We start from the raw sequence: 17,099 nt of genomic DNA, 5'->3' as shown, positions 1-17,099 counted from the left end.
TTATACTATGATTTGGTGGGATGTAAAGTAATTCTCTATACAAAAAAACTAGCAAAAACTTAAGAAAGCCTCTGCCAGTTCTAATTTTACGCTCTTTCCAATACACCTCTGCTAATCATGCCATCCATCAAGAAATAAAATTTTTCTTGACTCATTAGATGCTGTTCCCCTTTAAAAATGTTAATGGATTTCAAACCATTCGCTGTTGTAATTGACATTTTCAACGTTTTTAGGTCAGCAGCAATTGTCATTTTTAGTTTAAATCCTTCTTTACTTTGTGGTGTTGCATTCAAGGGACGAACCAATTGGAAGTTCCCAGAATTCGTTTCAATAAAACCATTATCTTTTAACGTATATTTTTTTGCATTTGGATTAACCACATAAAAAATAGTTGATCCTTCTACTGTTGCTTTGTCTTTAAATGCCATTTTTCCACCTCTTCTATTTCATTGTCTCTTTTATTATATTAGTTGTCTGAAACTTTTGCCAGTCAAACTCCTAACTTTATTTTTATTCCTCTTTTGTTTCTCATGTAGCAAGAGTTAACGACGAATTCTTTCAATAATTTGAATAAGTACTTCAGCAAAATGTTCTATTTGTTCAATCGTGTTATTTAACCCAAAGCTGATTCTAACCGATTCTTCTGTTGCCGGGTGTCCTTCTCCATATATCGTTTCTAAAACACGAGAGGGCTTTACTGTTCCAGCAGAACACGCAGAGCCAGTCGAAACTGCGATTCCTTGCAAGTCTAAATTCATCAATAGTAGTTCACTAGAAACGCCAGGAATCCATAGATTTAGAATGTGAGCTAGTCTATTCTCTAATCCGCCATTCACATGATACTCAATTGCCGCTGTCTCTAGTCTTTCCAAAATAATTTTTTGAAAGCTTTGATATTTCTCTTTTCTAAGTATTTTTTCCTCTGTCGTTAATAGCTTCACAGCTTGCGCTAATCCAGCAATACCCGTCAAGTTTTCAGTACCGGCTCGTCTTTTAGATTCTTGATCGCCACCATGTAGTAATGGTAACAATTGGACTACTTCACTTTTATAAAGGAAGCCAACTCCTTTCGGTCCATTAATTTTGTGAGCAGAAATACTAAACAAATCAATCCCAAATTCTTTGGGATCAACGACTTCTAACCCATAAGCTTGAACGGCATCCGTATGAAAAACAGCAGGATGATCTTTTAATATTTCTCCTATTTCTTTAATAGGTAGCAAAGTGCCCACCTCATTATTCCCATACATCATTGACACTAAAATTGTCTCATCTCTGAGTGCTTGCTTAAATTCCTCCAAAGAAATTTGACCCTTAGAATCAACCCTTAAATACGTCACTTCAAACCCTTGTTCTTCCAAATAAGCCATTGTTTTTAAGACCGCTGGATGTTCAAACACCGAAGTAATGATATGTTGACCAGATTCCTTCTTCAAAAATGCAGTTTCAATAATCGCCGTATTGTCGCCTTCTGTACCGCCACTATTAAAAATAATCTCACGGGGACTAACATTCAAACTATTGGAAATAATTTGTCTGGATTCTTCTAATTTAGTATGGGCCTCTCTTCCAAAGCTATGGACACTAGATGGATTACCAAATGTTTTCGTCATCTCCACTGTCATTTCTTCAATAACAAGCGGATGTATTGGTGTCGTTGCTGCATGATCTAAATAAATTCGTTCCAACAAACTCACCTCTTCTTTCTATTTTGAGTTATTCTAGCATATGTCACAGACAATCGTCAAAATAATGCTTTTCTACTTATTGCTGGTTAAATTGTCGTTCTTTTCTATACGTATGAATATTGCCATAAGTAAAAATTAAAATACCTAACCAAATCATTCCAAATGAAATAAATTGTCCCATCGTATATGGCTCATGAAATAAAAATACTGCAAACAAAAGCATTAACGTTGGATTCACATATTGAATAAATCCTAGAATAATATAAGAAATTCGTTTCGCAGCTTCTGCAAAAAATAATAACGGGATCGCAGTTACAATCCCTGCTCCTACCAATAATAAATTAGGCGTTAGCTCATAAGACATAAATCCTTGATTTGAAAAAAAGAGCAAATAGACTAAAGCAAAAGGCATAATCACAAAGGTTTCAATCGTTAAACCGGTATAAGATCGAACGTTTACTCCCTTTTTGATTAACCCATAAAGACTAAATGAAAAAGCCATAATCAAGGATGCCCAAGGAATCACACCTGATTGGATTGTCAATAAAAGTACGCCGGTAAACGCCAGAATGCAGGCGACCATTCCCCAACGACTTAATTTTTCCTTCAAAAAAATAGTTGCTAATAAAACATTGACTAGTGGATTCATGTAATATCCTAAACTGGCTTCTGTCACATGACCTGAGCTAACTGAGAAGATAAAAGTAAACCAATTAATGGAAATTAGAATCGAAGCACAAATAATCGCAAATAGTTTTTTCTTTTCAGTTATCACTCGCTTAACTTCTTCAATAAATTTTTGCCAATTTCTACTAATTAGAATGTAGCCTAGCATAAAGAGAAATGACCAAACAATTCTGTAACACAAGATATCAATCGGACTGACCATTGGAAGTAATTTCCAATATAATGGAATAATCCCCCATAAAATATACGCTAAAAATCCAAATAAAAGTCCTTTATTTCGTTCCTTCATCTCTTCCCTACTTCCGTTTTATTCCCTTCTAAATCAAAAATAGAGAGTAGTACAACGTTTTTTCGTCGCCCTAGCTCTCTACCAGTCACTATTTTTCTTCTAATCGAAACAAAGGACTCATCGGTGTATTTTCATGAATCCTTTTGACTGCTTCTCCCATTAATTCTCCACAAGAAACGATGGTTACACAATCCGGTTTTCTTTCATCAGAAATATAAACAGAGTCCGTTACACAAATTTGGTCTATCTCTGAAGCATCTAATTTCTCTTTCGCCCCTTTTGAAAGTAACGCATGTGAAGCACAAGCTAAAATCGTTTTCGCTCCTTGCTCTTTCAAAATTTTAGCAGCAGTGATTAGAGTATCCCCAGTATTTAAAATGTCATCTACTAAAATACATGTTTTTCCTTGAACATTTCCAATCACATAGCCTGAACGCTCTCCATCAACTTCTTCTTGATCGACAATAGCTAATGTTGCATCTAAATATTCAGACAAGCTTCTCGCACGCTGTACTCCACTGTTTTTAGGAGAAACTACAACGATATCTTCACCTGTCAGCTCTTGTTCCCGATAGTGATGCGCAAACAAAGGCATTGTAAATAAATTATCCACTGGAATATCAAAAAATCCTTGCACTTGAACCGTATGTAAATCTAGGGTTAACACACGCGTTGCTCCAGCTTCTTCCAACATATTTGCTACTAATTTGGCAGTAATAGGTTCTCTTGGTTTTGCCGTTCTATCTTGGCGAGCATAGCCATAATAAGGCAAAACAACATTAATTGTTTTCGCACTTGCTCGTTTTAATGCATCAATCATGATTAATAGTTCCATCAAATGGTCATTAACTGGTAAATTGGTGGACTGCACAAGGTAAACATGATCTCCTCGAATACTTTCCTCGATATTAATCTGAATTTCTCCATCGCTAAATTGCCGAACCGTACTTTCACCAAGTTTTGTGCCGACAACCTTGGCAATTTTTTCTGCTAATGGACGATTGGCATTCAAACTGAATATTCGCAATGTTGAATCTCCGTATTTTTGAGTCATGATTTCCTCCGTTATTTAAATGATAAGTAATACTAGAATGTATCTGTGAATTTTTACCATCATTATTTTACCACTGATTTGTAAAAAAAGCATGGATTCTTTAAAGTTTTCCCAAGTTTTTAGTTAAAAATAGCCTAGTAAAAATTTATATGCTATTTTCAAGAAATAAAACTTGTCATTTTTTTACGAAACAATAAAATAGAATTAATAGGGAGGTCCATCAATGAGTAAATATAGCAGCCAGCCCAAACATAAAGGAAAATCTCAAACAAAACCTTATACGTTCTTCTATCTTCTTTGTATAGTCCTCTTAGTCGGTGTGCTCTTACTTGAAATGTATACCCTATTTATTCAAGTAAAACGCCCTTCTAGTGCTACTCATCAGACTACCTCTGCTACTGGATCATTAACAAACAACAAGAAAAAAGAAGAGGCAAAAAAAGAAAATTTTGACCAACCAGTTGAGCCAACAACCAATTCAGCAAAAACGTTTGATGAATCCATTAGAAAAAATAATTTTATCGGAACTGCATTGATTATTCAAAACGGACAAATTATTTTACAAAAAGGCTACGGTTACGCTAATTTCGAACAAAAAATAGCCAATGTTTACAATTCGTTATTCCAAATCGGTTCGATTCAAAAAGCTATGACCGCTATTCTAATTATGGAACAAGTGGAAGCAGGAAAACTAAGCTTAGATGATTCTCTAAGTACTTTTTATCCCACTATCCCTACTAGTCAGCAAATCAGCATTCGCCAGTTGTTAAGCATGACCTCAGGACTCCATTCAACTGAACATCCAAACCAGCTAATGACTGATGACGAGTTGATACACTTTGCCGTCAATCATATTAAATCAGAAAATTATGGGACGTTCCAATATGACGCTATTAACTATACCCTCCTAGTTGGGATTCTGACAAAGCTTACTGATAAAGATTATTATCATTTATTTAGCCAAAACATATTGTCTAAATTAAATTTAAACCAGACCTTCTTTTATCAAGATTTTATAATACAGCCTAATGCTACCTCTGCCTACAAAAAAATAGGATCACAAGATTATGCTCAGTTAGTCAAGGAAACTCCTGTTGAATCAACTAGAGAACTTGGAACCGGAAATGTCGCTACTTCTAATGCGGATTTATATAGATTTTTTAGCTCATTTGCGCAAGGAAAAATAATTTCTCCTGATTTTATGGGATTACTATGGATTTCTTCTGAAACTGGAAATTATGCTGGTGGTCTATACAACTACACCAATTACTATTATGGACATGGTGTAGAATCTGGGTTCGAAACAGTGCTCTGCCTTTCAAAAGATGGACAAAATGCTGTGATTTTGTCCACAAATGAGCATCCTGACAATAGTTCCAACCAAGAATTAGGTAAGTCACTATTCAATCAGCTCTATTCAGCTCAGTAATTGTCGATATATTTTCTATAACATACAAAGAAAAACATAAAGAGACTGAAAAAAGCTCTTTATGTTTTTTTCATCTCTCCCACATTTTTAAGGCTCACCTAAAAATATATTGTGTTAAACCTTTTTTTGTATTATACTAATTTTAAGGTTAAACGAAAAGGAGAATTAAATATGCCTAAAAACGAAACAAACACTATTCAAATCAGCAATCTTTCCGTTTGTTATCAAGGAATGATGGCGTTGAATAATATTTCTTTAACAATACCTGCTGGAAAAATCACAGGAATTATTGGTCCAAATGGTGCAGGTAAATCTACTTTCTTAAAAGGAATGCTTGGTTTGGTTCAGGCTGACTCAAGTTCGATAAAAATCGGTTCCTCCAATTTAAAGGAGGAAAAAAAGCGCATTGCTTACGTTGAGCAGAGAAGCCTACTTGACCTCTCTTTTCCTATTAATGTTTTAGAAGTTGTTCTATTAGGTAGTTATCCCAAACTAGGTTTATTAAAAAGACCTAGTAAACAAGAAAAAAGCGAAGCATTAAACGCTTTAGAAACGGTTCAATTAGCTGATTTTGAAAAGCGGCAAATTGGCGAACTTTCTGGTGGTCAATTGCAACGTGTCTTTATCGCTAGAGTTCTGATGCAAAATGCAGATATTATCATTTTAGATGAACCATTCGTAGGAATTGATATGACAAGTGAGAAAGTCATTATCGACATATTAAAACAATTACGGGATCGTGGAAAAACAATTATTATTGTCCATCATGATTTACACAAAGTCTCTTATTACTTTGATGAGTTGATTATTTTAAATAAAGAATTAATTGCCAATGGACCCGTTTCAACAACATTTACAAATAGAAATATTCAAGAAGCATATGGTGATTCAATGGGAGACATCATAATTAAAGGAGTGGCTGACGCATGATTACAAATTTTATTGACGGGTTGATGCGTTATCAATTTTTACAAAATGCTTTGATAACATCAATCATTGTTGGATTAGTTTCAGGTATTATTGGTTCTTTTATCATTCTGAGAGGAATGTCTCTGATGGGAGATGCCATTTCACATGCCGTTCTTCCTGGAGTTGCTGCTTCTTATATGCTGGGAGTAAACTACATTTTCGGAGCCTCCATTTTCGGAATTTTAGCTGCTTTGTTAATTGGCTTTATCACTGAAAAAAGCCAGTTAAAAAATGATACAGCGATTGGCGTTGTTTTTAGTTCCTTTTTTGCATTAGGAATTATCATGATTTCTTTTGCTAAAAGCTCCACTGACCTTTACCATATTTTATTCGGAAATGTTTTAGCTGTCAGAGATTCTGATATCCTGATTACACTCATTGTTGGAATCTTAGTTCTATTATTTGTTGCTCTTTTCTATAAAGAATTACAAATCACTTCCTTTGACCCGACCATGGCGAAGGCTTACGGACTAAATGTTCAATTTTTCCACTATGCTTTAATGTTTTTATTAACACTTGTAGCCGTTTCTTCGTTACAAACGGTTGGTACTATTTTAGTTATTGCTATGCTGATTACACCTGCTGCGACAGCCTTTCTCTTAACAAATCATTTGCCAACAATGATTGGCTTAGCCTCTCTTTTCGGAGTTTTAAGTTCTATTATCGGTCTATTTTTTAGCTATTCATATAATTTAGCTTCAGGAGCAACCATCGTTTTAACTGCAGCAGGATTCTTTATCTTGGCTTTTCTATTCTCACCTAAAAAAGGGATTTTCTTTGTCAATAAAACAAAAACATTGGAGGAATAATATTTATGAAAAAGAAATTTTTATTTTTAAGCTCAATTTTTGCACTTTTACTTTTAACCGCTTGTGGTAGTAGTTCGTCAAAAGAAACCAAAGACGACAAATTAGCAATCGTTGCAACCAATTCCATCCTAGCAGATATGACCAGTAATGTCGGAAAAGATTTAATTGACATTCATAGCATTGTGCCTGTAGGGACTGATCCTCACGAATACGAACCGTTACCTGAAGATATTGCCAAATCAACAGAAGCAGATGTTCTCTTTTACAATGGATTAAATTTAGAGACTGGCGGAAACGGTTGGTTTCTAAAATTAATGGAAACCTCTAAGAAAAAAGAAGGCGAAGATTACTTTTCTGTCAGCAAAAATGTCACGCCTCTCTATTTAACTAGTGCTGGAAAAGAAAATGAACAAGACCCACATGCTTGGTTGGATATTCAAAATGGCATTTCCTATGTAGAAGTGATTCGAGATACCTTGATTGAAAAAGATCCTAAAAATGAAACTGAATATACAAAAAATGCCACCGAATATATTAACAAACTTAAAAAGTTAGACAGTGAAGCAAAGGAAAAATTTGCGGATATTCCTGAAAGCAAAAAATTATTGGTAACCAGTGAAGGAGCGTTTAAATACTTTTCCAAAGCATACGGCTTAACAGCTGCTTACATTTGGGAAATTAACACTGAAAGTCAAGGGACGCCTGAACAAATGACACAAATTATTGATAAAATTCATGAAACAAAAGTTCCAGCACTTTTTGTAGAAACAAGTGTTGATAAACGTAGTATGGAACGAGTATCTAAAGAAACTGGATTGCCTATCTACAGTACAATTTTTACTGATTCGGTTGCAAAAAAAGGAGAAAATGGCGATAGTTACTACTCTATGATGGAATGGAATTTAAACAATATTCATGATGGTTTGTCTTCAAAATAGCTAGAATCCTCTAAAAAAAATGGGCGCCGACAAATTAGTCTGGCACCCATTTTTTACTTAGTTCATTATTTTTTCTTTTTCCATATTGTGTATCCAATAACACCTATCACAAGAACCGCACCGACAATCACAAACACATTCCTTACTTGTTCACCAAATTTTCCTATTGTACCTTCTTTTTCATCTAACTTCTTAGGCTTTACAGGCACCTCTGGTTTGAGTTTATTTGTCATCGTCAATACTATCTGTTCCGGTTTTCCAGTTGCAGCTTTGTTAATAGTAAATACTTGCTTTTCGAGTGACAATTCATAGCCTTTTGGTGCTTCTTTTTCAATAAAATAGTACTCTCCTGGTGCTAATTTCTCTACTACTATTTGTCCTTCTTTATTTGTTTTTAAAGAAGAGGTAATTACTTTTTCATCTTTTGTGTATAACTCGAAAACTGCATTTTCAAGCGGTTTTTTCGCCTCTACTGAAAATTTATTTAGAAGAACTGACCCTTGGTAATTAGTAAACGCTCCAGTAAATGTGGCTCCAGCCTCACCAGCCCCTGCTTGATTGATAGTCACTGGTAAAACTTTTGGGTTATCTTCGAGAATATAGCCAGCTGGTGCTTTCGTTTCAACTAGATAGTATTTTCCAGGAGGAATTCCTGTTGCAAAAATTTCTCCATCTACAGCCGACAACTGCTCTGTTTCTAAGCCAGCTTTATTAAACACCTTGATTACCTGACCATTCTCATCTTGTAATTCAAATTGACCACCTGTTAATAATTGATTGTTCTCATCTTGTTTTTGAATTTGGATTTTCCCCTGATAGTTCACAATATTACCTAAATCTAAAATCAAGGGCTTTGGTTCCCCTACTACTGCTTCAATCGTAAATGGAACACCCTCAGTGTTTTTTACATACCCATCTGGTGCAGCTATTTCCACAAGGGTATAGCTGCCTGCTTCTAAACCCGTAACCTGAATCTCTCCATTAATACCTGATTGAAAATTATATACTGGCTGATTCTGATTATCATAAACTTGAACTGGTCGGTTATTTGAATCGAGAATCTCAAAAGTTGCATTGGCTAAATATTCAGGCAATGGTTGATTGCTGTCAGAAACTTTTCTTGCCTTAATACCAACCTCATAATTAATAATTGAAAAATTCTCAACCGGTGGCTGCCCTGCATCTTCTGCCTGAACGGTAAAATAGATTGGCTGAAGATTAATCAGATAACCTGTTGGAGCTTCAATTTCAATTAATTTATAAGAGCCTGGACTTAAATCATCAATCGCTAAAGTACCATTTGAATCTGCTTCGATATAATTTTGTCCATTCACTGGAACAAGCACTTCATTGCTACCAACAGCTTGATAAAGTTCGAATTTAGCTCCAGCAATCGGTAAACTACCTTGCCCAACCTTTGTTAAACCGACTTTCCCTTGGAAATTTTGGAACTGCTGTAAATCAATTGTATCTGGTTCCCCCTCTATAGTACTAGGAATCGTAAAATTAATGGGATAATCATTAATAATGTAAGCATCACCCTCAGCATCTACCGGCGCTTGTGTCTCTAACAAATAATAATTCCCAGGTGCTAAGTTTGCTTGGCTAACGATTCCATTACTATCTGATGTTAATCCAGATTGAACAACTGAATCATTGACTTTATTATAGAGTGTAAACTTCGCACCAGATAATGGTTTTCCTTGACTGTCTACCTTCTCCAATTGAATAGCCCCTTGATAATTATCCATCTCGACTTGAACCACTGTCGGCTCACCAGACGCGTTCGCTGCCACAACTACTTCCACTGGTTGAGTATTCAGAATATATTGGGTATTCGTACCTAGATTTTGTTCAATAAAGTAGTACGTTCCTGGAGTAAGATTGTCAATTTGCAAATTTCCATTGATATCTGTTGTTCCACTTGCCACAACTTGCTCCTGTGTATTTTCTAAATTGAATTGCACACCGCTGAGTGGTACTCTTCCACTCAAGCTATTCCCATATTTTGTTAATTTGACAGAGCCTTGGTAATTAATAAAGGTAGTCCCAAGATTAATTATTCCCACTGGTGAGCTTGCTACATTTGGAACCGCAATATTTGTCAACACTTCCGTATTTGTTAAATATCCGCTTGGACTGCTTTGCTCGCTAATTTCATAATTTCCCGGCCCTACATTTTCAAAAGTAACAGTTCCGTTAATAGCTGATGTCGCTGTTGCAAGTACCGTTGTCAAATCCTCTTGGTTATACAGACCGAATACCGCTCCTTGCAAAGGTAAGCCTTGATTATCGGTTTTATTGAAGCTAATTGCGGCTAAATAATTTGTATAAGAAGTCGGTAAACCGACTGCAACTAGTTGGTTTGATTCATTTACAACAATATTAAATATAATCGACTCGCTATTCCTTATATAGCCTTGAGGTGCTTGAATCTCAGTCAAACGATACTGACCTGGCGATAACCCATTGATAGTCAGGTTCCCATCAGTATCAGTTATCAAACTTTGATTTGTTCCAGTAATTTCCCAAACAGAAGTAATCGGATTAAACACTTCTAGTTGAAATATCGCTCCTGGAAGAGCCTGTCCTTGCTCGTTTTCTTTAATCATTTGGATTTTCCCTAGTTGATTTTGAATAACAATCGGAGTTCCTTGAGTCGTTGCCGCATTGATTTCTACTGGAATTCCATCTACTAATTGCTGACTAATTGTATACCCTAAATTAGTTAATGTATCTGTTTCTTGCAAGATATAAGAACCATAAGGTAGTGCACCAAATGTCAATAATCCATTCACATCTACAGTTCCTGAACGCAGAACTTGATTTTTATTTTTATCTAACAATTCAAAGGTTCCGCCTAATGGCAGCTTCTGTCCCATAGGATCTGTTTTTTGTATAGTCAAACTTCCTATTTCCCCAAAAGCAGCACCACCACCGCTCCCCACTACAACGTCCACACTAGAAGAGCGACCGCTACTAGTTTCTGTTGTTCCAGTACTACTTAAATCTATTTCATTTGTCACGCTACCGCTACTAGTTTCCAACAAAACCATCGTTTTATAGGTCAACATTAATGCTTGAGTTAATGTTTGATAATTATTAATTAAATCAATCGTCATTACCTGCTGTCCAGTAACATTATTCGTATCAAGTATAATGGAATAATCTTGACCTGCTACTAATTGACTTCCTTGAGTGAGATTCCCAGCTTGGTCTACAGTAGTATTAAACAATTGTACACTGCTCAAATCAATTGATTGATTGGCTGAAGGCGTATCAACAATTACAGTTTCATAGAGCGTTGACTGCCCTCCGTTGATGGTTGCCGACCATTCTACGTACCCTTGACTGTCCTGAACCCCACTCTTCGTTAACAACTCATCGCCATGATTAATTGTTACTTCTGCATCTAAGGTATAATCCGGGTAGCTGTCATTACTGTAAATAGCATCATTAGTGTAACTTGCATGAATCAGTTCGTTATTCAGACTCGTTTGATAAACGACCAAATACATATTTGGTAAATTATCTGCGAAGTTGATGATTAAGGTATTATTATTGCCTGCAGTAGGTAGCTGAATCCCTAATGCTAGATATTCAGTAGGTGTCAACTCCGCTCCCTGAATGATTGATCCATCAGAAGCTATTGTGTAGTGATAAATATGCATCGAACTAGGAACAAAATTTTGATTTCCTAGAATAGGATCAGTAATCTTAGAATTTTGAATATCTTCATCTCGATAGTTAATTGACACAGACCAAGTAATTAATTTTGTAATTGCATTGTAGCTTCCAGATTTCGATCCACTGTTTATTGTTGCCGGATTAGGATCAAAGGTTTGGCTATTTTCATCTGTTATTGTCTGTCCGCTAGTTGTTTCCCATTGCACTTGGGCAGTATTAACAAATTTCAAATTTGGCGATGGATCAACGGTTGTGTCATAATCATCTGTATAAGAAACAGAAAAAGTATGATTCGTTTCAGTGTAATTATTAATAAACGCCACACTAATAACTCTTGTCACAGAATCATAGGAAAATGTATAATCCTGTCCTGCTACTAAGTACTGTTGTGTATTTTGATCAAAAATTTTAAAGGTATTCGTTTCCAACGTCAAACCAACACTAGCTGTGTCAGTCAATTGCCAATTATTCATAGAATATTGATTGATATTGACAGCAATATTCCACGAAACGGTTTTGGCATCATAGTTGACTGCTCCTAATTTTTTTATAACATTTTGCTGAACATACGAACCAGTACTACCAGCTGTTTCTCCACTTTCCGTAATCACAGTATTATTAGCAGTAACCGTCGTATCTACGACCCCGTTATATCCAGTCTGATAATAAATATCCACAGCAGTCTGTAGAGTATTAAGGAACTCAATTTGAAAACCCTCTCCAGTTGGAATCAAATTATAATCTGTTCCTTCAATTAACTGAGTCCCTTCAATTGCTGTTCCATTGTTAGTAAAGGTTACAGGGTAAAGCTTCACTGAATTTGAAACCAAGGTCATGGCAGACATTTGAAATGTATCTGTAAGCATTCCATTCGTTATACTTTTTTCTCCATAATTATAATTAATTTTCCAATTAATAATTTGATTCTTTGAATCATAGTTTCCCCTAGTTTTATTAATTTCTTTACCATAATTTGCTGCTACGGTCGCTTGAGCAGTTGCACTATTTACTCCATCCGACTGCAAGACTGCGTTGTTTACAAAATTTATTTGTCCACCAGCTGCTGGCTTTGCATCATCATCTATGGATGTTGTATATTGAATCTGATAAGCATTTTGAATTGGATTAATGAATGTCACTGTACCGTTATTACCCACTGTATAATTGCTCGGATCTACTAAAGTTGCAGAACCTGCGACAACATTCCCAGAGAAATCAACTTGGACCTCATATACTTGAACGCTTTCAAAGGTCGTACCATTTGGAAAAGTTTCGCTCACCTGCGCATTTGTTAATGAATTGAGACCGACATTAATATCGACATTCCAAATAATTTCAGTAGGATTTTGAGCACGATCAAAATGGCCCGCTTTAGCAATATTATCACCAGTATAGTTTGGCTTAAGATTAACTGTTACTTGTAGCTCTTCATGCGTTCCAGGAATAATAATAATTGGACCTGGTCCCCCAATATTTATTTTGTTGAATGTTCCTGTAAAATGAAAGTTTCCATTTATATCTGAAGCATCCTGTACCTCATTAGTAAAGGTAATAGTCACTAACCCACTTGTATCAATAGTAAGCGTTGCATATTGGACACCATTACTAGACAACAGATATGTTTGATCCTGAGCAATTTTTACTGTGTCAGGCAATTGAATAGTATAATAATCGCCTCCCTGCATTAATTGTCGAACAGCCTCTGGTAAAACAAAGGTGAAATTAAAATTGATGGTATCATTTACTGTTGGATCAACTACTTGAACTCCATTTGAATCTTCAAAAGTCAAATTCATAGAGGTTAAAAAATTATCTGGCAATCCTAAAGAATTATAGATGTCATCAATATTCATCGCTGCCCGATAAGTTTGTTTAGGTTGAGCTTTCTTATCTTTATTATCCTTTTTGCTAGTTTGATTTCCAGCTTCTTTCTCCTTTGATATTTCCGATTGACTATCTATAGTTTTTGACTCCATCCAATCAATAGGCAATAGTAATTCTTTAGAAGAGTTTCCCATATTGAATAGTACTTTTTGCATTTTTGTACCTTCAGTAATTCCACCTTCAATGTAAAAACTTAACATTCCTTCTACATTATCATTAATGCTTAATTGGACATTATTTTCTTTTACTAAATAGGTACCTTGGATATTCCCTTTTGTATCTGTTAATTCTTTTGTATCCATAGCTTTTAATTTGAAATTAGCCGAAATACCAATTGATGCTTCTTGAGCCTGCATAGTTTTTGCGTTGACTGTTATTTTGATTTCTGCGCTATTTTTTGTACTGGTAGGTTCCATTTCGACATTACTTAAAGATACTTCTCCATCCCCATCCATAGTAACTGCCACTGCAATCAAAGGGGGGAAAAATTGAAAACAAAGTAGTAGTGTTAAAAATGCGGATATTATCTTTTTCATTCTTCCCCACTCCATCCATAGTTATTTTATCCCTATAGATTTAGCATAACTGGTTTTTGACTTTTTTTAAAATATTTCGACTATTTTCTAGTACAAAAATCAAAAAAATGATAGATAAAAAAGAAAATTCTAATAATCAATAGATTCTTATGTTAAAACAAAAATTGACTGATTATACCATCTCCTCAAAATTTATTATTCGATCAACTATTTCGCTATAAAACTCCTCTTCGTGAGAAACAATCAGCACTGTTCCTTGATAATCCCAAATTGCTTGTTTTAAACTTTCCTTGGCTACGACATCAATATGATTCGTCGGTTCATCAAGAAAAAGAATGTTACTAGATATCATCATTAACTCACATAACTTTACCTTAGTTTGCTCTCCGCCACTTAGTAAACGCAATGGTTGAGTCACCAACTTTTCAGGTAAGCCAGACTTTGCTAAATAAGTACGCCTCTCTTTTATCGTACTTTTTGGAAATTGATTGTTCAGATACGTCAATGGTGTCAGATAACTATTTTCCCACGTTAAGTCTTGAGAAAAATAATTGATTTTAGTATTTGCTGGATACTGGATTTCTCCATTTAGTGGTTGAATAATATCGACTAGTGTTTTAATCAAAGTAGATTTTCCAATACCGTTAAACCCTTTGATTGCTATTTTTTCTCCTGAATGGATTGAGAGATTAATTGGTGCTAGTAAAGGTTTTTTATAGCCTATTTCCAACTTATTTGTTACAACACCAAGTGTTGAGACAATTGGTTCATAAGGAAACGAAAATTTTGGCTTCATGATACTTCCTGGGGGTGTCAATCGTTCCAATCGATTCAATTGCTTTTGGCGACTTTTCGCCATTGTTGCACGGTTTCCTTCCTTATATTTTCGGATATATGCTTCAGATTTTTCTATTTTAGCTTGTTGAGCATGGTATTGCTTTAAATAAGATTCTTTATTTTTTTCTTTCTGTAAAAAAGATTTGTCAATATTCCCAGCATATTTTGTCAATTTTCCAAACTCAATATCACAAATACAGTTAGAAACATGGTTCAAAAAATTGTAATCATGAGAAACTAAGATAAAACTTCCTTTAAATTGATTCAAATAGCCTGTCAACCATTGAATATGGGTATCATCCAAATAGTTTGTTGGTTCATCCAATAATAAAACATCTGGTTCCTCTAATAAAAGTTTAGCCAAAATTACTTTTGAGCGTTGTCCACCACTTAGTTCATTCAAAAAACGATCCATCCCTATTGCTTGAATACCTAGTCCATTGGCTAAATCCTTAATAATACTTTCAATTCGATAAAAAGGACTCTCATCCAATTTCATTTGTAGATTACCTGCTCGTTCTAATAACTTTTCATCACCTAATTCTCCATAAGTTTCATAAAGTTCCATAATTTGCCGCTCTAATTTATAAAGTGGTTGAAAAGCTTGCTGTAAAAAATCTTTAATCGTCAAGTTTCCTGTTACTTCCATATATTGATCTAAATACCCCACTTTGCTATTGTTCTGCCATGTAATCTTACCTTCATCAGGTAAAATTTCTCCTGTCATTATTTTTATTAATGTTGATTTTCCAACACCATTTTGACCTGTCAATCCCATATGATCTCCTTTGTTGACTCGTAAAGAAGCATTCTCATACAACACCTTCTCACCAAATCCTTGGGTTAATCCTTCAATTTCTAATAAACTCATTGCTTTTTCCTCACTTCTCATAGCGAGCGATAGTTGCCCACGCTCTCTTAATATTTGTATTCAGGTTTCTGATTGTCCATTCTATCTTCATCTAAACAGACAACGTCTTCTTACGTTAGCTATTCTTCCCCTCATTAAAAAATAAGCACAAAAAAAGGAATAAATAGGTTGCCCTGATTCATCCCTTGTCAGCCAAAATAAACAAAGGACAACGCAAGAAACACGTTGTCCTTTAATAAGCACTATTAAGAATTACTTTCCTCGTTCTTTAAACCAACACTAAATAAGACTAGGTTTCAGTCTTAAAAAATAGTATTTAGTTAAGAACGATGAAGGTTTCTTTTATTAGGCTCCACAACAATGCTTCATCACATTCATTTGTTGGGAGCTGATTCTAGTTATAAAATTATATGAAAGAACAAACATTCTTACTCACCTTTCTTTACAGAATGTATTCTAACACATCTAATTCTGAAAAGACAGTTTATTTTTATTTATTCGTTATTCATTTAATTATTAATAAAAAAAGCAAATTTTGAAGTAATATTTTATCAAGGATTGGCCTATTTTTCCATTGTTCATTATTGAAAATTTCGCTTCTTTTTTTATAATCATTCTGTGACTAAATGATGGATTCTTGTTTTCTCATATGATAAAATATTTTTCAAAAAATCTGGTCTTAAATCAAACTTCTCTAATTCCTTCAATGGTAACCATACTAATGATTCTTCTGAACCAAATTCGTTGATTGACAAACACTCAACTACTTTCTCTTTTAAATCAACATAATAATACATGGAAATTTCATGATATTTTTCATTTGTAACTGAGGAGGTGAAAAAATTCTCGTGAATGATGCCTAACCTTTTGGTTAAAATATGGCAACCGGTCTCTTCAAAAACTTCTCTTTCAATTGCTTGGTCCATCGTTTCATTCATTTGAACCCGACCACCTATGGAGTAATAGTAATTTTCTTTTGAATTTGTTATTACTAGCATTTTTTCATCTTTAAGAATAATTCCACCCACACGATAATTAAAACGACCTTTTTTTGTCTTAAACGTACAATCCAACATCATCCCCACCTTTCACAATTCTCCACTATATTTCTACCATTCAGACTAAAAAATAATTAGTTGCCCCACTTATCTTCGTTAAATAAAAAAATCCTTTATACAAAAAGATTCAAAAAATAAATGCGTTTTCTATTCCTATTTATTTTACCATAATTTACCTAAGCAACAAGAGAGTGGGACAATAGTCAGAAATACATCTGATTGTTGCCTCACTTTTTTGATTTCTAAAAAAAGAGAATGTTCCGTTCAAAAAACAAGAGGGATCAACTATCAACGAAGAGGCAGCTAGCCGGAAGCAACTCGGCAAGAAACGAGCCGATTTCATTCCTAACTGGCGTCAAACGA

The 17,099-nt window shown here is 34.8% G+C and carries 11 protein-coding genes; 4 read left to right on the top strand and 7 right to left on the bottom strand.

The features are described 5' to 3' along the window. Positions 1-86: 86 nt before the first annotated feature. From BCR26_RS04775 to BCR26_RS04760, 4 genes are all read right to left on the bottom strand, one after another. On the bottom strand, positions 87-428 hold the full coding sequence (locus BCR26_RS04775; protein ID WP_069697837.1) for a DUF1831 domain-containing protein: 342 nt from the start codon (positions 426-428) through the stop codon (positions 87-89). Between the two features lie 114 nt (positions 429-542). Further along, on the bottom strand, positions 543-1,688 hold the full coding sequence (locus tag BCR26_RS04770; RefSeq protein WP_069697836.1) for a cysteine desulfurase family protein: 1,146 nt from the start codon (positions 1,686-1,688) through the stop codon (positions 543-545). Positions 1,689-1,764: 76 nt separating this feature from the next. After that, positions 1,765-2,664 carry an EamA family transporter RarD gene (gene rarD, locus BCR26_RS04765; protein ID WP_069697835.1) on the bottom strand — a complete coding sequence of 300 codons (900 nt, stop codon included), beginning with the start codon at positions 2,662-2,664 and terminating at the stop codon, positions 1,765-1,767. Between the two features lie 88 nt (positions 2,665-2,752). Continuing rightward, positions 2,753-3,718 carry a ribose-phosphate diphosphokinase gene (locus tag BCR26_RS04760; protein ID WP_069697834.1) on the bottom strand — a complete coding sequence of 322 codons (966 nt, stop codon included), beginning with the start codon at positions 3,716-3,718 and terminating at the stop codon, positions 2,753-2,755. Between the two features lie 223 nt (positions 3,719-3,941). Here BCR26_RS04760 and BCR26_RS04755 point away from each other — a divergent pair, with 223 nt between their 5' ends. The 4 genes from BCR26_RS04755 to efaA all read left to right on the top strand — a co-directional run bounded on the left by BCR26_RS04755 (position 3,942) and on the right by efaA (position 7,863). After that, on the top strand, positions 3,942-5,147 hold the full coding sequence (locus tag BCR26_RS04755; protein WP_069697833.1) for a serine hydrolase domain-containing protein: 1,206 nt from the start codon (positions 3,942-3,944) through the stop codon (positions 5,145-5,147). A gap of 171 nt (positions 5,148-5,318) precedes the next feature. Next, positions 5,319-6,077 (top strand): metal ABC transporter ATP-binding protein, encoded by a 759-nt coding sequence (locus BCR26_RS04750; RefSeq protein ID WP_069697832.1) that lies wholly within the window; start codon positions 5,319-5,321, stop codon positions 6,075-6,077. Continuing rightward, positions 6,074-6,925 carry a metal ABC transporter permease gene (locus tag BCR26_RS04745; protein WP_069697831.1) on the top strand — a complete coding sequence of 284 codons (852 nt, stop codon included), beginning with the start codon at positions 6,074-6,076 and terminating at the stop codon, positions 6,923-6,925. Before BCR26_RS04750 ends, BCR26_RS04745 begins: the two co-directional genes overlap by 4 nt. Before the next feature lie 5 nt (positions 6,926-6,930). After that, the gene (efaA, locus tag BCR26_RS04740; RefSeq protein ID WP_069697830.1) at positions 6,931-7,863 is read left to right on the top strand and encodes an Mn/Fe ABC transporter substrate-binding lipoprotein EfaA; all 933 of its coding nucleotides are present in this window, start codon (positions 6,931-6,933) and stop codon (positions 7,861-7,863) included. 65 nt (positions 7,864-7,928) lie between these two features. On the opposite strand, the gene BCR26_RS04735 is transcribed toward efaA, so the two are convergent. From BCR26_RS04735 to BCR26_RS04725, 3 genes are all read right to left on the bottom strand, one after another. After that, positions 7,929-13,970 (bottom strand): SpaA isopeptide-forming pilin-related protein, encoded by a 6,042-nt coding sequence (locus BCR26_RS04735; protein ID WP_069697829.1) that lies wholly within the window; start codon positions 13,968-13,970, stop codon positions 7,929-7,931. A gap of 172 nt (positions 13,971-14,142) precedes the next feature. Further along, positions 14,143-15,678, bottom strand: coding sequence for an ABC-F family ATP-binding cassette domain-containing protein (locus tag BCR26_RS04730; protein WP_069697882.1), 1,536 nt, complete (start codon positions 15,676-15,678; stop codon positions 14,143-14,145). A 611-nt stretch (positions 15,679-16,289) separates the two neighbouring features. Continuing rightward, a complete protein-coding gene (locus tag BCR26_RS04725) occupies positions 16,290-16,757 on the bottom strand; it encodes an NUDIX hydrolase (RefSeq protein ID WP_069697881.1) in 468 nt (155 codons plus the stop codon). Positions 16,758-17,099 lie beyond the last annotated feature (342 nt).

The organism is Enterococcus rivorum, assembly GCF_001742285.1.
In the GTDB taxonomy this organism is placed as follows: domain Bacteria; phylum Bacillota; class Bacilli; order Lactobacillales; family Enterococcaceae; genus Enterococcus_L; species Enterococcus_L rivorum.
The sequence above is the reverse complement of the archived record's forward strand: the minus strand, read 5'-3'. Positions and strand labels throughout refer to the sequence as shown.